Consider the following 20,686-nt stretch of genomic DNA (forward strand, 5'->3'; position numbering starts at 1 on the left):
GCGGTTTTTCGGCCCGCTCAGCTCTTCTCCCCCAGCCGGCGGTTGGCCAGCACCGGGATCTTCTCGCGGATCGCCGCCACCTCGTCGGCGTCCACCTCCGTCACCATGAGCTCCGGCCCCGCCCCCACGCGGTGGCGTACGGTCCCGTCGGGGCCGACGATCATGCTGTGCCCCACTCCGGTGGGCGCCGTGCCCGCGGCCGGGGCTCCCCCGGTGGCCGGATCCGCCTGGTCGACGGCCGCGACCCACAGCGTGGCGTCCAGGGCGCGGGCCCGCACCAGCAGTTCCCACTGATCGAGCTTGCCGGGGCCTGCACCCCAGGAGGCCGCCAGCAGGGTCGCGGTGGCCCCGGCGTCGGCATGGGCCCGGAACAGCTCCGGGAAGCGCACGTCGTAGCACGTGGCCAGGCCCAGGCGTACGCCGTCCACGTCGATGGTGACGACGCGCGATCCGGCGGCGACGCTGTCGGACTCGGCGTAGCCGAAGGCGTCGTAGAGATGGATCTTGTCGTACGCGGCTTCGGTGCCGCGCCCAGTGGCCAGCAGAGTGTTGGCCACCCGGCCGCCGGGAGCCGGGGTGAACATGCCCGCCACCACGGTGATGCCCGCCGCCTCGGCGATGGCGCGGACCGCGGTGGCCCAGGGGCCGTCCAGTGGCTCGGCGAGCGGCGCCAGCGGGGTGCCGAAGCAGGCCATCGACGCCTCGGGGAACACGACGATGTCCGCTCCGGCGTCCGCCGCTCGTGAGGTCCATTCCTCGATGAGGGCGAGGTTCTCGCTGGGCTCGGGTCCGGTGGTGAGCTGGCTCAGTGCGATGCGCACGGTGGGCCGCCTTTCGGCGTCGGGAGGGGTGGAGTGGGGTGGGTTGGGGTGTGGCGAGGGCAGGGGCTGCCGGTCACGGGGCACGGGTGGCGGGCACGGGCTCCGGTGCGCCCGAGGCGGCGAGCAGCGCGTCCTCCTTCTCGGCGTGGGCGGAGTCCCTGCCGAGGCAGAGCCCGATGAGCGTCACGGCCGCCGCGGCGGCGAGGTAGAGCGCCAGCGGGACCCAGCTGTCGTAGGAACTGAGCAGGGCGGTGAACAGCAGCGGGGCGATCGCACCGCCGATGAGGCCCGCGAGGGTGTAGGCGAGCGAGGAGCCCGTGTAGCGCAGGCGGGGCGAGAACTGCTCGGCGACGAAGGCCGCTTGCGGGCCGTACATGAAGGAGTGGATGGCCAGGGCCACCACGACGCCGCACACCAGCAGGATCCAGCTGCTGCCGTCGACCACGAGGAAGAACACGAACGGCCATGCTCCCGCCGCGAGGGCTGAACAGCCGTACAGAAGACGCCGGTTGACCCGGTCGGACAGGGCCCCGGCCAGCGGGATGAGGAAGATCTGGAGGAAAGAGCCGAGCAGGACGGCCGTCAGGGCGGAGCCGCGTGTCATGCCCAGTTCGTCGGTGGCGTAGGTGAGGACGAACACGGTGAACATCGCGTACAGCACGTCGGGGGCGACCCGGCTCAGGATCGCGGCGCACAGGGCGCGGGGCTGGGTGGTGAAAACCTCGCGGATCGGCGCCTCGGGCCGGGACTCCTCGGCTTCCATGGCCTTGAAGACCGGGGTCTCCTCCAGCTTCGCCCTGATCCACAGACCGAAGGCGACCAGGGCGCCCGAAAGCAGGAAGGCCACGCGCCAGCCCCAGGAGAGGAACTGATCCTCGGTCAGCAGCACGCCCAGGGCTGCCAGCACACCGTTGGCGAGGAGGTTTCCGGCGGGCGGTCCGATCTGTGCGGCCGAGGCGTAGAAGCCGCGGCGCCGCGGGTCGCCGAACTCGCTGGACAGCAGGACCGCGCCACCCCATTCGCCACCGACCCCGACACCCTGCGCGAACCGCAGCACGACCAGGGCGATGGGGGCGGCGGCGCCCGCGGTGGCGTGCGTGGGCAGGACCCCGATGAGGAACGTGGCCGCGCCGATGAGGACCAGGGTGGCGATGAGGACCTTCTTGCGGCCGATCACATCGCCGAGCCGGCCGAAGACGAAGCCGCCCAGTGGGCGTGAGACGTAGCCGACGGCATAGGTGGAGAACGCCAGGAGAGTACCGGTAAGGGGGTCCTCCGAAGGGAAGAAGAGATCACCGAATACGAGTGCCGCGGCGGCGGAGTAGACCGCGAAGTCGTACCACTCCAGAGCGGTCCCGGTGAGGCTGGCGAAGAAGGCCCGGCGAATGCCGGAGCGGTCCGGCGAGACCGCCGGTGGGCCCTGAGGGGTGTGCTGCATGCTTCCCGATCCTTGCGTCGAGGGACATCGACCTGGGCATCGATCTGGACATCGACCTTCCGGCATACTTCTTGTATACAGGTCGTATGCGCAACCCCCTCGCCGGGATTTGACCGTGTCGAGACCCGCCCCTCTTCTTGGAGTGCCCCATGACTGTGCTGACGTTCGAACTCCCCGACGGCTCGACCCGTGAGGTCGACGTCGTGCAGGTGCTCAACGCCGGGTACGCCGGGCGACAGCAGGCCGACGTCGCCGCGCACGTCGCCGAACTCGCCGAGCTCGGGGTGCCCGCGCCGTCGGTGACCCCGGCCCTCTACCCCGTCTCCCCCTACCTGGCCCAGCAGACCGACCGGGTCGCCGCCCCGCACGCCCGCACATCGGGCGAGGCCGAGTGGGCCCTGGTCGTCGCGGCCGACGGGGAACTGCTGCTGACGGCCGCCTGCGACCACACCGACCGTGACCTCGAGGTCCATGGCGTGGCCTGGAGCAAGAACGCGGCACCCGATGTCCTGGCCCGGCAGGCATGGCGCCTGGCCGACGTCGAGTCGCGCATCGACGAGCTGACCCTGCGCGCCTGGGTCACCCACGACGACGGCCGGGAGACCGAGATCCAGCACGGCACGCTCGCCGAGCTCCTCACTCCCGCCTACTGGGCCGGCGTACTGCGCGAACGCGACGGCCTGACTCCCGGCACCGTCCTGATCTCGGGCACCATCCCCATGGCCGATGGCGTGGACCAGTTCGCCGACGGCTGGCGCGTGGAGCTTGGCGACCCCGCCACCGGCAACACGATCCGGCTCGCCTACCAGGTGCTGCCCCTGCCTGAGCCCATCGGCTGACCACAGGGGCTCTCCCGGCCGAGTACCGCGCGAAGTTCGGGCGGAGGGCTGTCCCCGCGTCTAGCGGAGGGCTGCCCCCGCCTCTACTCGACGCCCCGCAAGGGGCGTTCGGGCCGAGCGGCGCCGACATCGTGCCGGATCCCGGCTGCGGCGGCGAAGTCCCTGACGTGCTCCTACGCCTCGCCGACCCGCCGCTCCTCGTCACGTTGACAGGCTCCTGTCGACATGTTGCTATAAGGCGCTGCTCAGCCGGATTTGCGCCACGTCGCACACCGCTCGGGCACCGGATCGACAGCCACTTGACCGGGGTGGCGCCCCGAACGCAGAGCGAGGAACCATGCCGCAGCGCGCCGCGACCATTGTCGGCGGCGGGATCGGCGGCCTCGCGGCAGCCATCGCCCTGCACCGCAGGGGCTGGCACGTCGAAGTGCTGGAACGGGCCCCGCAGTTCACTGAGATCGGCGCCGGTATCTCCCTGTGGCCGAACGCGCTCCGCGCGCTTGCGGTGCTCGGCCTTGACGGTGCCGTCCGGGCCCTGGGCGCCGTCGAGGCCGCCGGCGGCGTACGCGATCGCCGGGGCCGCTGGCTGTCCCGTTCGGACAATGCGGAGCTGGCCCGCCGGTTCGGCCATCCTCTGGTGGTCCTGCACCGCGCGGAACTGTTGCGGGTGCTCACCGAGGCGTTGCCCGCCGACAGTCTGCGGCCGGGCAGCGAGGTGTCCGTGGTCCGCGACGACGGCCACGGCCTGGTCGTGCGACATCCTGGGGGCGAGTCCCGGCCCGACCTCGTGGTCGGCGCGGACGGGCTGCGCAGTGCGGTCCGCGGTGCGCTGTGGCCCGATGCGGCCGGCCCCCGGTACGCCGGTTATTCCGCCTGGCGCATGGTCACCGAGCCCCTCGCCGAGCCGCCCCGCGAGGGTGCGGCGACCTGGGGCCGCGGGGAGAGGTTCGGCTACACGGCGTTGCCGGGCGGGCGGATGTACTGCTTCGCGACCGCGTCGCTGCCCGCGGGATCGGCCTCCGGTTCGTCCGAGTACGCCGAACTGCTGCGCCGGTTCGGGGCCTGGCCGGACCCCATCCCTGCCCTGCTGGCCGCCGTCCCCGAGGACGCGGTGCTCCGGCACGACCTGTACGACCTGCCGCCGCTGTCCTCCTTCGTCCGCGGCCGGGTCGCACTGCTCGGCGACGCGGCCCATGCCATGACCCCGAACCTGGGCCAGGGCGCGTGCCAGGCGCTGGAGGACGCGGTCACCCTGGCCCACTGCCTCTACGGCACTCCGGACGTGACCGACGCACTGCGCTCGTACGACCTGCGGCGCCGTCCCCGGACCCAGATGATCGCCCGCCGCTCCGCCCGGCTCGGCGCGCTCGGCCAGTTGTCGTGGCCGCCCGCCGTGCTGCTGCGTGACACGGCCGCCCGGCTGATGCCGGCACGGGCGACGCTGCGTTCCATGACGCCGGTCCTCGGCTGGACCGCACCCGGTGACCGGGTGACCACGACGGAGAACGAGAGCCGCTGATGCCGGACTGGACTTATCACCCGCTGCGCGGCGCGGCCGCTGCCGTGCTCGGCCTGCGCCGTTCGCAGCGAACCGCCCTGCGGCTGCTGGCCTCGGTCGGCTCCCGTCCCGCCGGCGCGCGATTGATCGCCCGGGGGTTCGGCCACCGCCATCCGCCACAGCGCCTCGCGGGCGAGATCGCCGGCGTGCCCTTGACCGTCCGCATCGGCATATCCGTGCCGCCCTCGCTCGCCCGCGAGGCGGTCCGCGCCATGTCCCCGCTGGGGGCCGGCGTCGTCGAGGTGGCACCCGTGTCCGCGGCTGACGCGCGGACCGTGCGCGAGGCGGCCGCCGGCCGCTCGATGCCGCTGGTCGTCCGAGCCTGCGACCCGGAGACCGAGGCCGCCCTCAAGCCCCATGTCGACGGATTCACCAGCGGCGACGACCCGCACGTCATCCATGTGTCCGATCCGTCGGTCACCGCCGCGGCGAACGCGCTCGAGGAGCCGGGCACCGTCGTACTCGCCCGCCCGGAGGTGCTGGTGGCGGCCGGACCCGGCTGGTTCGCACGGGTCACCGAGGCTGCCACGCCCACCTCACCGGCCCCGGTGCTGCGGGACGTCGGCCGCGATCCGCGCCGCTGGCCCGCCTGGTGGTGGGCGCTGCTCGTCGGGCTCGGCATGACGGGCGCCGGTCTCGGCGCCGCGGCGATCACGCTCGGGCCGGTGCTGCTCTGGTACGACCAGGACTACCTCGGCATGACGCTGCACGAACTGCACGCCGCCAACCACCATCTCGTGCACTTCCTCCAGCACGACCGGATCACCATGGCCGGCACGATGGTGGCGATCGGCGCCCTCTACACCGGCCTGGCCGTGGGTGGGATCAGACGCGGCTGGCCCTGGGCCCGCGAGGTGTATCTGCTCTCAGGGGCGATCGGTTTCCCCACCTTGTTCTACTTCCTGGCCACCGGCTTCGTGGAACCCCTGCACACGGCGACCGCCCTCGTGCTGTTCCCGATGTTCGTGATGGGTGTCCGTCGCACCCCGCACGCACCGCGGTGGCGCCCGGCCCGCGAGGGGCCTGAGCCGGAGCGCCGACGGGCGCTGGTGGGCCAGTTGCTGATGATTCTCACGGGAGCGGGACTGTTCGTCGGCGGAGCGGTGATCTCGGTGGTCGGTCTGACCGATGTCTTCGTCCCGACCGACCTGACCTTCCTTGGCGCCGACGCTCAGACGCTGGAAGCCATCAATCCCCGGCTCGTGCCGTTCCTCGCCCACGACCGCGCGGGGTTCGGCGGCGCCCTGATGTCGGCCGCGGTGGCCATCGTGCTGCTCAGCGCGTGGGGCTGGCGACGCGGTGAGGCCTGGGTGTTCTGGAGCCTTGCCGTGGCGGCGGCCGCAGGCTTCCTGCCGGCTGTCGTGGTGCACGGCACCATCCACTACACCGACCTCATCCACCTCGCGCCGGTCTACTTCGGCATCGCCCTGACCGGCACCGGCCTGTTCCTCGCGCGTCCGTATCTCTGCGCCAAGACACCGTCAGCTCTCTGCGCCAAGGCACCGTCAGCAAGCCCGGAGAGCTGACGGTCCGCCCCGGTTGAGCTGGTCGTCGCGTCGCTCGAGCGGGTCGAGCCCGGATGGGCCCCTCGCGCCGTGTCGGCCCCGCCCCGCGCACGGGGCCCCGCTATAGATGGAACTCCGCGTTCCTCCTGCCCCAAGAGGCCCCATGTCCATGCGCAAGGCCACCACGGCCATCGCCGCCTCACTGTTCCTGCTCACCGCACCGGCCGCCGACGCGTTCGCCGCCCCGTACGAGACGGTGACCGTCAACCCCACCGGCCGCCTCGCCCCGGACGGCACCGTCACCCTCTCCGGCACCTACCGGTGCACCGGCGGGGCCGGCACCGTCTTCGTGTCCTCCTCCCTCACACAGAACAATCGCCCTGTACGTCACGGCATCGGCGGCACCCGCGCGGTCTGTGACGGCGTGGAGCACCCCTGGACCAACACGGGGCGTCCCTCGCCCTCCACCCTCAAGCCCGGGACCGCCCAAGTCGAAGCCACCGTGATGGAGCTGACCTCCCAGAGCGGCCTCCCGCTGCCGCGCTTCCACGCCGTGCAGCGGCAGGAAATCACTCTCACCAGCGGCTGACAGCGCTGTGCTCTATCTGCCCTCTACCTGTGCTGCTCCGTGTAGTGCGCGCGCAACAGGTCGGCACCCCAGTCGTGGCGGACGTGCCGCCAGACCGAGTGGGCGTGATTGCCGTCGTCCTGGGTGTTGTCGTACTCGATGAGGAAGTCCGGGGCCCGGACGCAGTAATAGTGCCGGTCCCCGGGTGCGCAGCCACCGGCCCAGGCGAACGAAAGGCCGTCCAGGCCGCGCGCCACGGCGTCGGACCAGCACTCCCGCGCGTACGCAGCGGGCGCGCGGTCGAGATAGCGGCGCACCAGGCGCTCGAGCAGCCGCTGCTGACCGGGCGTCATCTCGCCGTACGGCAGGCCGGTCGGCAGCAGGTCCGGATCGGCGAACGGGTCGGCGCGGGTCAAGATGTCGTCCGGCGGCGCGGCCGCGAAGAGCGCCTCGGCTCGCTGTCCCACGTCCAGGTCCGTGACCAGCTCCCGCGCCAGGTCCTCCTCCGGCCCGAGCAGCCTGCGGCCGGCCTGCGGACCGTCCGCGATCCGCGCCGGCTCCGCACCGATGAAGTGCGGCGTCACCCGCATCCCTGCCGCCGTGATCAGTACGTGTACGGCAAGGTGATGGCCGTTCATCCGCCAGCCCCAGGGACCGTCGCCGTCCGGGTCGCCCAGCAGCCGCACCCAGTAGCGGTCGGGACCCGTGGCGCCGACCATGGCGCGGCGGTGCCGCTCCACCTCGATGGCCCCGCGCGCCAACTCCGCTCCCGCCGCGCTGTGCGCCACGGCCAGCAGCGCGTCGACAGCCTCGCGCTGCCGATCGTCCAGACCCTCCGTGGGCAGCCCAGGGCGCGATCCCGGCAGATACGTCCACTCCCGAAGCTCGGGCGCGTCAAGACGGGCGGGCCCCGCACGCAGCTCGCGCACCTGCTCCGGCTCCAGCACGGAGAGCAACGCACGCGCGGCATCCCACATCTCCGCGGCCGTCGCATCCGATCGATACCCGTCCACCGCTTCTCCTCCCCCTCGGCGGCGCCCGATCCGGCGCACCCACGGGGCAGTGTCAGCCCCTGTGATCCATGGTGCGTCATCCACCGGCGACGTGACACTGGAACTCGGCCCGCCGAGCAGGCCGGATGCACCGGCGCGCTGAGAAACCGCCGTCCCGATGCCCCTCGATCAGCAAGCCCCCGCGCGGCTGGTCACCGCGAACCTGTAACTCGGAACGGTCACCGTCCCAGAGCCGCCTGCCACACCCGGGGGCTCGTAGTCGTCGTCCTTCGACCTCGTGCGCTCGACGTGCATGCACACGGTCGCTCCCGCCCCCGACGCGGTGACGGTGTAAAGGGCGTCGGACGCCTCGTTGGTGGCTGCCGGGGCGGCGTCCACGCCGTGCTGCGGCGCGTCGCCACCGCCGTGCTCGACGACCTCGTCCTCGATCATCGTCGCGTACTCGTCGTCGAATCCGCTGTCGTCACCGAAGATGTCGCCGAAGCGGGAACTGCCGTCCAGAGCCGTCGCTGCCTGCCCCGCCGCACCCGTCAGTTCGTCATCGTTCCACTCGACACGATCCGATGCACCCATCAATTGGATCGTGGTGAACACCCCGACCCCGGCCATGCTGAGGAGCGCGACGCGGCCGACGGTGAAGGCGGCATCGGGAAGTTCGGGCGCCGACGGATTCAGGGCGTGCCGCACCGCGCGGACGCGGGCTTTCGTGACGCACGCCATGCCGCCAAGTACGGCAGCCAGCGCAAAGCCGAACACCACCATCCCCGTCACCCCTGACCTCCCGCCCCGGTGCGCCCCGTCGGCGCGGATCTGGCAGCCGTGGTGGCCGACCGCGGAGCACACTACCCGTGGATCACATCGGGTCCACCGCCTGCCCAGCGGTGGGCTGGGCGGGGTGGCGGGGCAATCGGCCGGTCACGCCTCCGCTTCGCCTCCGAATCCGATCTCGTTGCCGTCCGGGTCGCGGAAGGTGGCCTTGCGGACTCCGTTGGCGTAGGTCTCGCGCGCGTCCGGTTTCAGACCCCGTTCGGCGATCTGGGAGATGCGGGAGTCGAAGTCATCGACGAAGACGGTGTGCAGGGCGTGCCCGGCATGCTCGGGCCGCACCTCGATGAACACGTACCGGTGCTCGGCGAGCTCCCACACCGCTTCGGTGTCGTTGGGCAGGAAGGACGGGGGCGCGCCCAGGAGCCGCTCGTACCAGCCCACCGCCACTGTGTAGTCGCTGACAGGAATTCCCGCGAACAGATCTACGGTCATGCGGCCATGCTAAGCACGTCGGTGCCCGCCGCAGCGGTTCCCCACGTCACCCGTGCCGAGCGAAGATCTCCGCGACCGAGGCCAGCGCCTCGTCCTTCTCCGCGGCGGTGTCGTACCAGTCGTCGGCATCCCGATACGCGATGAACGCCTCGGCGGTGAACTCCTGGCCGAGCAGGTAGTCGTCGAGGCAGTAGTCGAATCCGGATTCCGTCATGGGGTCCAGACCCTCCTGGTCGCAGTGGTCCAGGAAGCCTTCGGCTGCCCGCCACTGCTCGCCGTCGAACCAGAACACGCCACCGGCGTAGTGGATCGTCCCGCCGGTCCCCGAATCCGTGAGGTTCAGGGATTCGTAGTTCTCAGGACGGTCGCGCACCAGCTGGACGAGGTCCGCGGGGACTCCGCCGTAGAGCGACTCCTGCTCGGCGTAGGTGCCTTCGGCGTAGAGGTTCAGCTCCGACTCGTGGTCGAAGGTCAGCAACATCGCGCGGCCGTCCGGCACGAAGTACCACACGGCCGACTGCCCGCCGCTGTCGTTCCAGGCGAACCGCTGCGCGCCCTGCACTGTCACCGGCGAGACGTCAGCAATCGTGTTGATGATCGCGGCGCGTCGTCGTATCTCCACGATCGGGGTCGCCTTCAGGGCGTCCCAGGTTTCGTCGCTCATGGGCAAAGATTAATGACCGCCGTCCGCCCCTCTGCGACAGGGCGGACGTATCCAAATCGTGCTTGCTCCGAAGATCGTTTCGATGGAGGCTACGGGCATGCAAAATCAGCCGACATTCGTATTTGTCCATGGCGCCTTCGCCAACTCGTTCTCGTTCGCGCCTCTGCAGGCCGAACTCGCCCTGCTCGGGCACCGCTCGGTTGCTCTCGACCTTCCGGGGCACGGGTTCGAGGCGACGTTCGCCGCGGCCTATCAAGCACCTCAGGATCTCGACGCGCTGGCCGCGGAACCGGGGAGAATCAAGGGGGTCACCCTCGCCGACAATGCCGCCCGCGTCATCGAGGTCCTGGAGCGGGCGAAGCAGAACGGGCCGACCATCCTCGTCGGGCACAGCAGGGGTGGCGCCGCGATCACCGCGGCCGGCAACGCCCGGCCCGACCTGATCGACCGGATCGCCTACGTCTCCGCCTGGTGCCCCGTCGACCTGGATGTCAACGACTACTACGCCGAGCCCGAGATGGCGGACGTCGACCCGGGTACCTTCGCTCCGGCGCTCGTCGGGAACCCGGCCGAGCTCGGTCTGCTCCGGGTCAACTTCCGGACCGCCGCCCCGGAGACGCTCGCCGCGTTCAAACAAGCCTTCTCCGCCGACCTCACCGATGATGAGTTCCGGACGTTCCTGAACACCTTCCAGCCCGACGAGAACCTCGATGTCGGCACGTCTGCCGACCGGACTCAGGCCACGACCTGGGGACGCATCCCCAAGACCTATGTGCGCCTGACCGACGATGCCAGCATTCCGCTCGCCATGCAGGACCGCATGATCCGTGAGGCCAACGCGCTCACGCCCGACAACCCCTTCGATGTCGGCACCCTCGAGTCGAGCCACCTGAGCTGGCTCGTCCACCCGAAGCCCGCCGCTCAGTTGCTCGCGGACATCGCGGCGCGCTGACGCTCCCGCTTCCCGTCATCGCGGTACGCGCGGCGACCCGGCGCGGCCCTTGCGCCGGGCCGCCCCGCGGTCCATCCCCATCTGGGCACGACGCCGCCCAAAGAGATAGAACCGTGCCATGCCAAGCTTCGAGGTCACGCCGATAGGCACGGTCCGGAACAACCGTACGGACGTACAGGACACGGACAACTGGGGTGAGGTCCGCAGCACGATCACCGTCGACGAGCGCTTCGGCGAGAGGTGCCTACAAGGTCTGGAGGGCTTCTCCCACGTGGAGATCCTCTTCGTCTTCGACCAGTTCCCGGAACACGACGACTACCGCGAACCCCGCCCCTACCGCGGCCGATCCGACCTACCGCCCGTTGGTGTCTTCGCCGGCCGCGGCCCCCGCAGACCGAACCGCATCGGGGTAACGTGCTGTGCCATCGAATCCGTCCACGGCCGCGAACTGACGGTGGTGGGCCTCGACGCCGTCTCCGGCACTCCGGTCATTGACCTGAAGCCGACGATGGCGGAGTTCCGCGCGGTGAACGTCCAACAGCCGGAATGGGTCAGCCGCATGATGTCGGAGTACTTCCAACCGTGAACACCGTGAACGGCCCCTAGCCCCACAGTTCGCGCAAGGCAGCGTTGACCACGGCGGGTTGCTGGGTGTGCGGGTAGTAGCCGTCCACGCGCAGCAGTCGGCCGCCGGTGGCGTCGGCCACGGCTTCGGCGCAGGCGATCAGCGGTTCGCCCGCGTACGTGCGGTACATCTCCGGCGCGTCCTGCCAGGTCCCGCAGATCACCAGCGTCGGCCACGGCGCGGCCTGCAACGGCTTCAGCGGCACCGTCGCCTCCCACACCGGTCGTTCGCGCATCGAGGTGGCCACGGAACGAAGGCGCTGCGGCGTTGGCTCGGGCATGGCCATGCCCAGGCCTTCCGTGGAGGCGCGCAGGTACTGCTCCGGCGTCACCGAATCCGGCACGCCTGCGCTGTCTCGCACACGGTGGAACATGGCCTCGACGACCGGGTGATCGGCCGCCGCGGAGAACGCGGCGGGCTGAATCAGCGTCAGGGACCGTACGAGGTCGGGGCGGCGGCCTGCGGCGAGCATGGCTGCCAGGCCACCGTTGCCGTGGCCGACCAGGTGCGCGCCTGCGTCCTGCTGCGTCAGCAGGTCCACCAGGTCGTCGGCGTCGGTGTCGAAGTCGCTGCGGGCGGTGTCGGGGCTGCGGCCGTAGCCACGGCGGTCCACCAGCAACAGTCGGTAGCGGTCGGCCAGCGACCGCTGGGCCGCGAACCCGTACGCCTCGTCGTTGCCCCACGTGAAAATGTTGTGGGCGAAGATCGCAGGCGCTCCCTCGCCACTGGTCTCGTCCCACACCGTCACACGTAACGCGGTCATCAGCGACCTCCCACTCTCGTTCCGTGCTGCTCAGGCCGGCAGTTCCGTCCACGGCGCCCCGGCAGGGACTGAGCCGTGGCGGATGTACCACTCGGTGGAAAGCAACTGTTCCCGATCGGACGCCCGTAGACCAGCGATCAACCCCGGCGCGGCGCCCCGCTCCACCTCGGTCCGGTGAGCCAGCACCGCGGCGACCTTCTGTTCGAGCCACGGCCCGACATCGACGGCCGCGGCGACCCGATCGTCCGGAACGCTGTGCAGGGCCTTGCCTGTTGCCGCCAGGTACGCGCCCCACACCCGCACGGCCGAGTGCGGGTGCGTGGCCAGATAGAGGGCGCTCGGCTGCCAGGGCGCACCGGCCTCCGGATAGAGGCGCTCAAGTCCCGCCGCCTGGAACGCGAGCATGGTCACCCGGTGCGTGTGCACGTGATCCGGATGGCCGGTCAGCCCGCCGTAGGCGTCGTGGGTGATCACGATCTCCGGCCGGAACTCCCGCAGGTGCGCGACGAGTTCCCGGACCGTCTCATCGATCGGTGCATCGCAGAACCGCGCCTTGCCCGGGGCCGACTGCGGTACGCGCGCGTCGGCGTAGCCGAGCATCCGCGGTCGGCCGGCGCCGAGGATCTGGAGTGCCTGGGTCAGCTCGGTGGCGCGTGTGGTGTCTGCGGCCCAGGTCGCCGTGACAACTGCGGTGCGGGCGCCCACCGTTGCGTGACGGGCGAGCACTCCCCCCGCCGACAGGGACTCGTCGTCCGGATGGGCGAATACGGCGAGCAGACTCGGCACGGTCACGGGCTTCCGCCTTCCTGTGGAGGTCAAACCTTCACGGGTGCTGACCCGGCCCTTGATCATTCTCGGCGAGTCTGCTGGGTGACAGGTCCGTCGGATCCTCATCCGCCTCCAGCAGTGTGTCGGCGGGGCCGATGACGAGCGGGTCCGCCTCCCCCACCGCGTCTTTGTCCATGGCCTCATAGTCGACACGCAGCAACAGGTGCCGGATGGCTTCGAGGCGCCCTCGCCGCTTGTCGTTGAATTTGATGACCGACCAGGGCGCGTGGACGGTGTCCGTGGCGCGGAACATCTCCACCTTGGCGTGGGTGTAGGCGTCCCACAGATCCAACGAGGCAAGATCCGTGGGCGACAGCTTCCACTGGCGTACGGGATCCACCTGACGGATCGCGAAGCGCGTGCGCTGCTCCGCCCGGGAGACGGAGAACCAGAACTTGACCAGCACGATGCCGTCATCGGTGATCATCTTCTCGAACAGCGGGGCTTGCCGGAGAAACTCCTCGTGCTGTCGTGGGGTGCAGAAGCCCATGACGGGCTCGACGCCCGCACGGTTGTACCAGGAGCGGTCGAAGAAGACGATCTCCCCCGCGGCCGGCAGTTGTGCGACGTAACGCTGGAAGTACCACTCGCCCGCTTCCCGTTCAGTGGGCTTGTCCAGCGCCACGATGCGGGCCCCTCGGGGGTTGAGGCGCTCGGTGAAGCGTTTGATCGTGCCGCCCTTGCCTGCGGCGTCCCTGCCCTCGCACACGACCACGATGCGCCGGCCCTGATCTCGCACCGATCTCTGCAACTTCAGCAGCTCGATCTGCAGGATCCGCTTCTGGCGCTCGTACGCCTTCCGCTTCAGCTTCTCCGAGTAGGGATAGTTCTCCTGCCAGGTCCGCAGCGGCTCTCCCTGCCCGTCGAGCAGCACCGGATGCTCGGGCCGGGCCTCATCCACGGACAAGCCCTCAAGCAAGGCTTCCGCGTCCTTGTCGTCCGACGCCACACCGTCTCCTCTCATCGACTCTCATCGACGCGTGCCATCTTTCTACTACCCCTGTCGGGCACTACGGCGCAGAAATCGCCGTAGTGCCCAGGGGCGCCCGCCGTCCCCCAGCCTCCGCACTTTCGCGACCGCCCCGTTCACAGCAGGGATTTCAGCCGCTGCAGGCTCCGCTCCCCCTCCCGCCGTACGCCCAGCGGCACCAATGCCGCACGCCCCGGCACCCGCACCCCGCCGGTGAACGCCACCCGGGTGCCGTCGCCGTCCGGCGCCGCGGCGGCGCCGAGAAGCAGGAACCGGCTCTGCATCCAGCACCAGCCCGGCCGCTGCTCCCCGTACAGACGGGCCCGCATCCCGTACTTGCTGCGGGCCAGTGCCTCCACCCGGGCACCGTCCCGCCGTACGACCCTCAGCCCTCGCATGTCGGGCGCGATCTGCCCGAACGCGCCCTCCAGATCGCCCAGCAGGGCCCTTACTCGATCGCATGGCGCCGCCACGTAGCCCTCGGTGACATGTGCGCCGGGGACGGCGGCGGCCAGCACGTGCAGTCGTCGCACCGGGTCCAGGTCAGCGGCGGGCCACCCGCTGGTCGTGTCGAGTGCGCTCATGAGGTCCACGCCTTCCGGAAGGTGTCGCGCGCCCGGTGCAGCCGGGACTTGACGGTGCCGACGCGAACGTCGAGCAGTTCGGCCGCGGTCCGCTCGTCCAAGCCCTCCACGTCACGCAGGACGAGCACCGCCCGATGCTCGGGGGACAGCCGCTCCAGTACGTCCCTGATGTCGGCGGCGAGTTGGGGATCGCCCCGTGAGGGCAGGCTGCTCAGGTCGGCGGGCACGGAACGGGCGCCGCGCCGCGCAATGCGGACCGCCTCGCGCACCGCGATGGCACGGACCCAACCGCGCAGTGCGGCCGGCTCCTTGAGGGAGCGCAGCGAACGGAACACCGCCACTAGGGCCTCCTGTGCGGCGTCCGGGCCCTGGTCCAGGGCGATGGGGCCGCAGATGCGGCCTACGTAGGGGGCGAGTTCGTCCAGCAGCTCGGCCATGGCCAGCGTGTCGCCGCGCTGCGCCGCGCGCACCCGGCGCACCGTTTCCTCATCGGACACGTACGGCATCTTCCCAACGGGCGCTGCCTTTGCGGAGGGTGGGTGCCTCGCGACGGGCGACGGTGAGCGCGGCCGCGCACAGCACAGCGCACAGCGGCGTGTAGAGACCGAGGTTGAGCCAGTAGAAGGCAGACCCGGTGTCCTGCGCGAAGAGCCAGAAGACGCCTGCCAGCGTGCGCAGGCCCAGCCCGCCCGCCACCGCGAGCGTACCGAGCCGGAACAGGCGGTACGGGCGCCGGGATTGGGCGACGACGGTGCCGCCGGCCGTCAACAGGAGCACGGCGAGCGGCAGGACGACGGGCGGGGTGAACGGGGCCTCGGTGCCAAGGACCGCGTACGACAGACTCTCCGAGTCGTCAGCCGGCCAGGTGGCACCAGTCGCCCAGTAGAGGTGGAACAGCGCGTCCACGGTGAGCACCGAGGCGAGAACCACGGCGGCTCGCCGTGCCGTTCGGTCGGACATGAGGCCTCCTTCGTTGGGATTCGACACCCACCAGAGGAAGCGACCGCGCCAAACGTTCCCGCGAATGCAGCGAACTGCCGATCGGGCCGCCCCGAACGCCCCGAACCGCCTTGAGGGCACTCCCAGTTGCCAGGCACTCGTAGTCGGCCCACCCCACACCCACGCTGGAGGCGTACCGGCCGACGCCGCGGTGTTCCTCTCCGATTACGAGGACGACGAGATCCGGCGCCGGAATACGCGCCGACCCGCGACGGATGGCCAGGCCCGGGACTGACCACTGAGACTCCGGTTCCAAGTCCCTGAAACCGTTGTGAAACCCCGCTGAATGCGACCTGCCGCAATCTCTGCGGCATGACCACCACGACATCGCCCTCGCTCGCCATCGCGGCCACGGGGCTGCGCAAGGCCTACGGGGGCAAGACGGTCCTCGACGGCATCGACCTGGCGGTGCCTGCCGGTACCGTCTTCTCTCTGCTCGGGCCGAACGGCGCCGGCAAGACCACCGCCGTCAAGATCCTCTCCACCCTCATCTCCGCCGACGCCGGCGACCTGTACGTCGGCGGTCACCATCTGGCCGCCGATCCGCAGGCCGTGCGGGCCGCGATCGGGGTGACCGGGCAGTTCTCCGCGGTCGACGGCCTGATCACTGGCGAGGAGAACATGCTCCTCATGGCCGACCTGCACCACCTGCCGAAGCAGGAAGGGCGCCGGGTCGCCGCCGAGTTGCTCGAGCGCTTCGAGCTGACCGACGCCGCGAAGAAGCCCGCTGTCACCTACTCGGGCGGCATGAAACGCCGCCTCGACCTCGCCATGACCCTGGTCGGCGACCCGCGGATCATCTTCCTCGACGAGCCGACGACAGGCCTCGATCCGCGCTCGCGGCACAACATGTGGGGGATCATCCGCGAGCTGGTCACGGGCGGGGTGACCGTCTTTCTCACCACCCAGTACCTCGAAGAGGCCGACGAACTCGCCGACCGCATCGCCGTACTCAACGACGGCAAAATCGCCGCCGAAGGCACCGCCGACGAACTCAAGCGGATCGTCCCCGGCGGACACGTCCGCCTTCGCTTCACCGGCCCGGAGACGTACCAGGCCGCCGCCACCGCACTGCGCGAGGTCACCCGGGACGACGAGGCGCTGGCCCTGTCCGTCCCCAGCGACGGCAGCCAGCGCGAGCTGCGCTCCATCCTCGACTGGCTCGACTCGGTCGGCGTCGAGGCCGACGAGCTGACCGTGCACACCCCTGATCTCGACGACGTGTTCTTCGCCCTCACCGGCCCGGCCAACGTCCTCAGCCAGACCAAGGAGAACGTCCGATGAGCTCGCTCTCCCTGGCCGCGCGCGACTCGTTCACCATGCTGCGCCGCAACCTCCTGCACGCGCGGCGCTACCCGTCCCTCACCCTGAACATCCTGCTGACACCGATCGTCCTGCTGCTGCTGTTCGTCTACGTCTTCGGCGACGTGATGAGCGCGGGCATCAGTGGTGGCGGCGCCGATCGCTCCGACTACATCGCCTATCTCGTCCCGGGCATTCTGCTGATGACCATCGGCGCCACTCCGGCCGGTACCGCGATCTCCGTCTCCATGGACATGACCGAGGGCGTCATGGCCCGCTTCCGCACCATGGCGATCCACCGTGGCTCCGTACTCGTCGGGCATGTCCTCGGCAGCGTGCTGCAGGCGATCCTCAGCGTGGTGCTCGTCGGCGCCGTCGCCGTGGCCATCGGCTTCAGGTCCACCGATGCCACGATCCTGGAGTGGATCGCGGCGTTCGGGCTGCTCACGCTGGTCGCCACCGCGTTCACCTGGATCGCGGTGGGGATGGGGATGGCCAGCCCGAATGCCGAGGCGGCCAGCAACAACGCGCTGCCGCTGATGCTCCTCCCGCTCATCTCGAGCGCCTTCGTCCCCGCCGACGCGATGCCGGGCTGGTTCCAGCCGATCGCCGAGTACCAGCCCTTCACCCCGGCCATCGAGACCCTGCGAGGCCTGCTCCTCGGCAGCGAGATCGGCGACAACGGGTGGATCACGGTCGCCTGGTGCCTGGGCCTGGCCGCGTTCGGCTACCGCTGGTCGACCGCGTTGTTCAGTCGCGACCCGAAGTAAGCGCGCGGGCCGCCTCCCACAGCTCGTCCCGCTTCAGGGCGGCGTACTTCGACACCGCGTCGGCGTACGCCGCCCGATCGGCGTTCTCGGCCGCCTGCCGCGCGCGGGCCGCTGACATCGTCGGCTGGAACTCGCGCTGCACCCGCAGCCGTTCGGCCAGCGCGATCATCCGTACGGCAAAGACGTCGTCGGAGGCGAGCCCGGCCATGCCGAGTGCGTGCAGCACCGTGCCGAGCACAGGGAGCTCCACGGGTGAGCGGGGCGGGCCCTCCAGCAGGGTCCGCAGCCGCTGTCGCAGCCTGCCGACCGGCTCGGAGACGAGGTCGAGACGGCCGGCGTGCGCGTGCGCCGTCACCGCCGCCGACTGGATCTGGAGCGCCCACGGGTCGAGCCAGGGGTCGCCTGTGTACAGCGAGCCGGCCTCGGGCATCCGCTCCACGGCGCCGCGCCACAGGCCGAGTCCGACCTCCGTCAGCCCGCGGGTGAGCGCGATCTCGGCGCGGCTGCCGAGGTCAGGGCTGTAGAAGGTGTCCTCCCGCGGGGTGTTGTCACCCTCCGTCTGCCGCAGCCAGTACTCGGCCTCGTCGGGGTCGCCGCGCTGCAGGCAGGCGAGGACAAGAGCCGAGCGGATGCCGATGTAGTCGTGTGCGTCGCCGAGCCGCGGCAGCGCCTTCAGCGCCGCCCTGAGGTGCTCGTAGGCGATCTCGCCCTTCCCCATCCGCAAGCTCAGCTCGCTCAGCCGTGAATGGCCCATGAGCTGCAGGGACGGATGGTCGACCGGTGCCAGCGCGGTAATCATCCGGCGTGCCGACGCGAGCGCGCGGTCGATGTCGTGCTCGTACTCCCAGACGTAGGTGGCCACGCACTCGGCGATGCCGGCGACGAGCGGCTGCTCGCTGGCGCAGAGCTGGTCCAGCACGGCGTAGTCGGGAGGCCGCATCTCGGGGATCGCGCCGAGCACTGCAGCGGTGGCCCGCGGCAGCGTGTCCGGCGGGGCCGCGGGCAGCCGCCGAAGGGTGATGAGCTGACGTACTCCATGGGGGCCGTGGTTCATGAACAGGCCCGCCGCGCACAACACCGCGGCGGCGCGGGCGACTTCGACGTACGCGGGCCCGGGGTAGTAGTGCGAGAGCGGCGGGCCGGTGTCCGCTGCGAGGGTGGCCAGGCGCGGGTAGTTGGAGTCGGTGGACCACAGAGCGGCGAGGACGGCGGTGAGGGCGGCGATGGTGGGGCCATCGGTACGGGCCAGGGCGTGCCGCAGAGCCGGTACCAGGTTGTCCTGCTCGGCCCTGATCCGCTCCCGGGCTGCGACGGGGCCTCCTCTGCTCGAGCGAGGCCGAGAGCTTGGGGAAGGTTCCTGACCGAAGAGCACATCGTGGTGGGCGACTCCGAAGTCCCGCGCCCAGGCGAGGAACCGGCCGATGGCCTCGTCGTCCTCGCCGGCCTCCGCGCGGCGGGCCGCGCTGAACTCCCGTACGGCCTCCAGCATCCCGAACCGCACGCCGGCCGGAGTGTCGGTGACGGTGAGCAGCGACTGACCCGCCAGCTGCTCCAGCAGGAACACGGCGTCCTCGCCGAGGACCTGCTCCGCCGCGTCGCCGGTGAAGCCGCCGGGGAAGACGGACAGCGTGCGCAGCGCCGCTCTGCCGTCCTGCGCGAGCAGGTTCCAGCTCCACTCCACGACCGCGTGGAGCGTGCGGTGGCGCTCCGGCACGTCCCGCGCCCCGCCGCGCAGCAGCGTGAACCGGTCGCCGAGGCGGCGGGCGATCTCCGGCACCGAAAGGACCCGCACCCGCGCCGCGGCCAACTCCACGGCGAGCGGCAGCCCGTCGAGGTGGCGGCAGAGCTCGGCCACCGCGTCCGGCGGCAGCTCCACGCCGGTCCTAGCGGCTCGGGCCCGCTGCGTGAACAGCTCGACGGAGGTGTCGATTCCGAGCTCCGGCAGCGCGTACACCGCCTCCGACGTGAGGTCGAGCGGGGCCCGGCTGGTGGCGAGCACCCGCAGGTCCTTCGAGGACGCGACCAGGGCCTGTACGAGACGGGCGGCGCCCTGGATGACCTGCTCGCAGTTGTCGAGCACCAGCAGAGCGGGCCCGGATCCGAGCACGCCGAGTATGCCGGACACCGGATCGGCCGCGGCGTGAGCGCTCACGACGCCGTGCCGTCCTTCGCCCGCGCCGAGTGCGGTGGCCACCTCCAGGGCCACGTCATCGGCCGCGGTGACGGCGGCGAGCGGCACGAAATGCACCACGCGCTGCTCGGCCCGGCGGCTGACGGCGTGCGCGAGCCGGGTCTTGCCGACGCCGCCCGGCCCGACGACGGTCACGGCGCGCGAGGCGCGCAACAGCCGCTCCACCACCGCGATGTCCTCGTCCCGGCCGAGGAGCGGGTTCGGCTCGTGCGGCACGCCGTGCCTGACCACGGGTGCGTCGCCGCGCAGCAGCTCCTGCTGTACGGCCTTGAGTCCGGCGCCCGGATCCGTGCCGAGCGCCTCGCGCAGCTCGCGGCGGTAGGCCTCGTACCGCGTGAGGGCCGCGGACGGGCCCGCCGTCGCCGCCTGGCCGCGCAGCAGCTCGGCGAGCACCTCCTCGTCGCGCGGATGCTCCGATGCGGCCATGGCCAGCGGTCCGGCCGCCTCCGCGTGCCGTCCGAGGCGGGCGAGCGCGAGCGCCTGGGCACGGACGAGCGCACCGCGGACAGGCGCGCGCTCGACGCGCAGCGCGGCTACGGGGTCGTCGGTGTCGTCGGCTTCCTCAGGGGTGCCCTGCCACAGCATGAGCCCGGCCTGGGCCGCGGCAAGCGCTCCCGCGTGATCCCCGACCCTGGCCCGCTCCGCGCACACCTCGGCGTGCAGCAGCAAGGCGGAGGTGTCGACCTGATCCTCGGCGAGCGCGAGCCGGTATCCGGTCGGCGTACTCGCGATGACGTCGGCGCCCAGCTGCGCCCGCGCCCTGGACACGAGGACCTGCAGCGCCTTTGCCGGCCGCTCCGGCAAGGCGTCCGGCCACAGCCCCGCCACCAGCCGCTCGGTGCCGCAGCCCGTGCGTACATCGCCCGCGAGCAGCGCGAGCAGGCCGCGCAGCCGGGGCGCGGTGACCTCCTGCCCGCGAAAGGCGACACGCGGCAGCAGGGTCAGGTCGGTGGTCACCTGTGCAGGTTAGCCAAGCGCCGGCAGGGTCTCCGCCAGGCATCTCCTCTTATCCGTTCACGGTTGAGCAGATACGCGG

General features: G+C 71.1%; 21 protein-coding genes. 8 read left to right on the top strand and 13 right to left on the bottom strand.

Annotation, left to right across the window (positions count from 1 at the left end; all coding sequences use genetic code 11):
* Nucleotides 1-17 precede the first annotated feature (17 nt).
* Entirely contained in the window at nucleotides 18-821 is an 804-nt protein-coding gene (locus tag ABD378_RS15000; RefSeq protein WP_344521378.1) for a carbon-nitrogen hydrolase family protein, read from the bottom strand.
* A 73-nt stretch (nucleotides 822-894) separates the two neighbouring features.
* Nucleotides 895-2,259, bottom strand: a complete 1,365-nt coding sequence (locus tag ABD378_RS15005) for an MFS transporter (protein ID WP_344521379.1) — start codon at nucleotides 2,257-2,259, stop codon at nucleotides 895-897.
* A 149-nt stretch (nucleotides 2,260-2,408) separates the two neighbouring features.
* Between ABD378_RS15005 and ABD378_RS15010 the strand changes: the two genes are divergently transcribed.
* The 4 genes from ABD378_RS15010 (at nucleotide 2,409) to ABD378_RS15025 (ending at nucleotide 6,750) form a co-directional block, all read left to right on the top strand.
* Nucleotides 2,409-3,098: a DUF2848 domain-containing protein gene (locus ABD378_RS15010; protein WP_344521380.1), complete on the top strand. Its 690-nt coding sequence runs from the start codon at nucleotides 2,409-2,411 to the stop codon at nucleotides 3,096-3,098.
* A gap of 337 nt (nucleotides 3,099-3,435) precedes the next feature.
* Nucleotides 3,436-4,617: an FAD-dependent monooxygenase gene (locus tag ABD378_RS15015; protein WP_344521381.1), complete on the top strand. Its 1,182-nt coding sequence runs from the start codon at nucleotides 3,436-3,438 to the stop codon at nucleotides 4,615-4,617.
* On the top strand, nucleotides 4,617-6,182 hold the full coding sequence (locus ABD378_RS15020; protein ID WP_344521382.1) for a hypothetical protein: 1,566 nt from the start codon (nucleotides 4,617-4,619) through the stop codon (nucleotides 6,180-6,182). The genes ABD378_RS15015 and ABD378_RS15020 overlap by 1 nt, the downstream gene beginning before the upstream one ends.
* A 142-nt stretch (nucleotides 6,183-6,324) precedes the next feature.
* Nucleotides 6,325-6,750, top strand: coding sequence for a DUF6299 family protein (locus ABD378_RS15025; RefSeq protein ID WP_344521383.1), 426 nt, complete (start codon nucleotides 6,325-6,327; stop codon nucleotides 6,748-6,750).
* 23 nt (nucleotides 6,751-6,773) lie between these two features.
* Here the strand turns inward: ABD378_RS15025 and ABD378_RS15030 are convergent, their stop codons facing one another.
* From ABD378_RS15030 to ABD378_RS15045, 4 genes are all read right to left on the bottom strand, one after another.
* Nucleotides 6,774-7,742: a DUF3500 domain-containing protein gene (locus ABD378_RS15030; RefSeq protein ID WP_344521384.1), complete on the bottom strand. Its 969-nt coding sequence runs from the start codon at nucleotides 7,740-7,742 to the stop codon at nucleotides 6,774-6,776.
* Nucleotides 7,743-7,910: 168 nt separating this feature from the next.
* Nucleotides 7,911-8,504, bottom strand: coding sequence for a hypothetical protein (locus tag ABD378_RS15035; protein WP_344521420.1), 594 nt, complete (start codon nucleotides 8,502-8,504; stop codon nucleotides 7,911-7,913).
* A 153-nt stretch (nucleotides 8,505-8,657) separates the two neighbouring features.
* Nucleotides 8,658-9,002 (bottom strand): VOC family protein, encoded by a 345-nt coding sequence (locus tag ABD378_RS15040; RefSeq protein WP_344521385.1) that lies wholly within the window; start codon nucleotides 9,000-9,002, stop codon nucleotides 8,658-8,660.
* Between the two features lie 46 nt (nucleotides 9,003-9,048).
* Nucleotides 9,049-9,666 (bottom strand): hypothetical protein, encoded by a 618-nt coding sequence (locus ABD378_RS15045; RefSeq protein WP_344521386.1) that lies wholly within the window; start codon nucleotides 9,664-9,666, stop codon nucleotides 9,049-9,051.
* A gap of 97 nt (nucleotides 9,667-9,763) precedes the next feature.
* On the opposite strand from ABD378_RS15045, the gene ABD378_RS15050 reads away from it, so the two are divergent.
* Both ABD378_RS15050 and ABD378_RS15055 read left to right on the top strand, forming a co-directional pair.
* Nucleotides 9,764-10,618: an alpha/beta fold hydrolase gene (locus tag ABD378_RS15050; RefSeq protein WP_344521387.1), complete on the top strand. Its 855-nt coding sequence runs from the start codon at nucleotides 9,764-9,766 to the stop codon at nucleotides 10,616-10,618.
* A 118-nt stretch (nucleotides 10,619-10,736) separates the two neighbouring features.
* The gene (locus tag ABD378_RS15055) at nucleotides 10,737-11,204 is read left to right on the top strand and encodes an SAM-dependent methyltransferase (protein ID WP_344521388.1); all 468 of its coding nucleotides are present in this window, start codon (nucleotides 10,737-10,739) and stop codon (nucleotides 11,202-11,204) included.
* Nucleotides 11,205-11,220: 16 nt separating this feature from the next.
* Here the strand turns inward: ABD378_RS15055 and ABD378_RS15060 are convergent, their stop codons facing one another.
* From ABD378_RS15060 to ABD378_RS15085, 6 genes are all read right to left on the bottom strand, one after another.
* Nucleotides 11,221-12,006: an alpha/beta fold hydrolase gene (locus ABD378_RS15060; RefSeq protein WP_344521389.1), complete on the bottom strand. Its 786-nt coding sequence runs from the start codon at nucleotides 12,004-12,006 to the stop codon at nucleotides 11,221-11,223.
* A gap of 30 nt (nucleotides 12,007-12,036) precedes the next feature.
* Nucleotides 12,037-12,798 carry a PIG-L family deacetylase gene (locus ABD378_RS15065; protein WP_344521390.1) on the bottom strand — a complete coding sequence of 254 codons (762 nt, stop codon included), beginning with the start codon at nucleotides 12,796-12,798 and terminating at the stop codon, nucleotides 12,037-12,039.
* Between the two features lie 31 nt (nucleotides 12,799-12,829).
* Nucleotides 12,830-13,798, bottom strand: coding sequence for a polyphosphate kinase 2 (ppk2, locus tag ABD378_RS15070; RefSeq protein ID WP_386542845.1), 969 nt, complete (start codon nucleotides 13,796-13,798; stop codon nucleotides 12,830-12,832).
* 122 nt (nucleotides 13,799-13,920) lie between these two features.
* Nucleotides 13,921-14,388: a hypothetical protein gene (locus tag ABD378_RS15075; protein ID WP_344521392.1), complete on the bottom strand. Its 468-nt coding sequence runs from the start codon at nucleotides 14,386-14,388 to the stop codon at nucleotides 13,921-13,923.
* Nucleotides 14,385-14,885: an RNA polymerase sigma factor gene (locus ABD378_RS15080; protein ID WP_344521393.1), complete on the bottom strand. Its 501-nt coding sequence runs from the start codon at nucleotides 14,883-14,885 to the stop codon at nucleotides 14,385-14,387. Before ABD378_RS15080 ends, ABD378_RS15075 begins: the two co-directional genes overlap by 4 nt.
* The gene (locus ABD378_RS15085; RefSeq protein ID WP_344521394.1) at nucleotides 14,875-15,348 is read right to left on the bottom strand and encodes a DUF3995 domain-containing protein; all 474 of its coding nucleotides are present in this window, start codon (nucleotides 15,346-15,348) and stop codon (nucleotides 14,875-14,877) included. Before ABD378_RS15085 ends, ABD378_RS15080 begins: the two co-directional genes overlap by 11 nt.
* A gap of 351 nt (nucleotides 15,349-15,699) precedes the next feature.
* Between ABD378_RS15085 and ABD378_RS15090 the strand changes: the two genes are divergently transcribed.
* Both ABD378_RS15090 and ABD378_RS15095 read left to right on the top strand, forming a co-directional pair.
* Nucleotides 15,700-16,671, top strand: a complete 972-nt coding sequence (locus ABD378_RS15090; protein WP_344521395.1) for an ATP-binding cassette domain-containing protein — start codon at nucleotides 15,700-15,702, stop codon at nucleotides 16,669-16,671.
* Nucleotides 16,668-17,459, top strand: coding sequence for an ABC transporter permease (locus ABD378_RS15095; protein ID WP_344521396.1), 792 nt, complete (start codon nucleotides 16,668-16,670; stop codon nucleotides 17,457-17,459). The genes ABD378_RS15090 and ABD378_RS15095 overlap by 4 nt, the downstream gene beginning before the upstream one ends.
* On the opposite strand, the gene ABD378_RS15100 is transcribed toward ABD378_RS15095, so the two are convergent.
* Nucleotides 17,440-20,607 (bottom strand): ATP-binding protein, encoded by a 3,168-nt coding sequence (locus tag ABD378_RS15100; protein WP_344521397.1) that lies wholly within the window; start codon nucleotides 20,605-20,607, stop codon nucleotides 17,440-17,442. The genes ABD378_RS15095 and ABD378_RS15100 overlap by 20 nt on opposite strands.
* Nucleotides 20,608-20,686 lie beyond the last annotated feature (79 nt).

Source organism: Streptomyces rectiviolaceus (assembly GCF_039533825.1).
Lineage (GTDB): Bacteria > Actinomycetota > Actinomycetes > Streptomycetales > Streptomycetaceae > Streptomyces > Streptomyces rectiviolaceus.

What these genes read in the sequence shown, in the direction of transcription:
- ABD378_RS15090 (WP_344521395.1), top strand. Translation starts at nt 15,700, where the DNA reads ATGACCACCACGACATCGCCCTCGCTCGCCATCGCGGCCACGGGGCTG.
- ABD378_RS15035 (WP_344521420.1), bottom strand. Translation starts at nt 8,504, where the DNA reads ATGGTGGTGTTCGGCTTTGCGCTGGCTGCCGTACTTGGCGGCATGGCG.
- ABD378_RS15020 (WP_344521382.1), top strand. Translation starts at nt 4,617, where the DNA reads ATGCCGGACTGGACTTATCACCCGCTGCGCGGCGCGGCCGCTGCCGTG.
- ABD378_RS15045 (WP_344521386.1), bottom strand. Translation starts at nt 9,666, where the DNA reads ATGAGCGACGAAACCTGGGACGCCCTGAAGGCGACCCCGATCGTGGAG.
- ABD378_RS15040 (WP_344521385.1), bottom strand. Translation starts at nt 9,002, where the DNA reads ATGACCGTAGATCTGTTCGCGGGAATTCCTGTCAGCGACTACACAGTG.
- ABD378_RS15055 (WP_344521388.1), top strand. Translation starts at nt 10,737, where the DNA reads ATGCCAAGCTTCGAGGTCACGCCGATAGGCACGGTCCGGAACAACCGT.
- ABD378_RS15005 (WP_344521379.1), bottom strand. Translation starts at nt 2,259, where the DNA reads ATGCAGCACACCCCTCAGGGCCCACCGGCGGTCTCGCCGGACCGCTCC.
- ABD378_RS15025 (WP_344521383.1), top strand. Translation starts at nt 6,325, where the DNA reads ATGTCCATGCGCAAGGCCACCACGGCCATCGCCGCCTCACTGTTCCTG.
- ABD378_RS15010 (WP_344521380.1), top strand. Translation starts at nt 2,409, where the DNA reads ATGACTGTGCTGACGTTCGAACTCCCCGACGGCTCGACCCGTGAGGTC.
- ABD378_RS15050 (WP_344521387.1), top strand. Translation starts at nt 9,764, where the DNA reads ATGCAAAATCAGCCGACATTCGTATTTGTCCATGGCGCCTTCGCCAAC.
- ABD378_RS15075 (WP_344521392.1), bottom strand. Translation starts at nt 14,388, where the DNA reads ATGAGCGCACTCGACACGACCAGCGGGTGGCCCGCCGCTGACCTGGAC.
- ABD378_RS15060 (WP_344521389.1), bottom strand. Translation starts at nt 12,006, where the DNA reads ATGACCGCGTTACGTGTGACGGTGTGGGACGAGACCAGTGGCGAGGGA.
- ABD378_RS15085 (WP_344521394.1), bottom strand. Translation starts at nt 15,348, where the DNA reads ATGTCCGACCGAACGGCACGGCGAGCCGCCGTGGTTCTCGCCTCGGTG.
- ABD378_RS15015 (WP_344521381.1), top strand. Translation starts at nt 3,436, where the DNA reads ATGCCGCAGCGCGCCGCGACCATTGTCGGCGGCGGGATCGGCGGCCTC.
- ABD378_RS15095 (WP_344521396.1), top strand. Translation starts at nt 16,668, where the DNA reads ATGAGCTCGCTCTCCCTGGCCGCGCGCGACTCGTTCACCATGCTGCGC.
- ppk2 (WP_386542845.1), bottom strand. Translation starts at nt 13,798, where the DNA reads ATGAGAGGAGACGGTGTGGCGTCGGACGACAAGGACGCGGAAGCCTTG.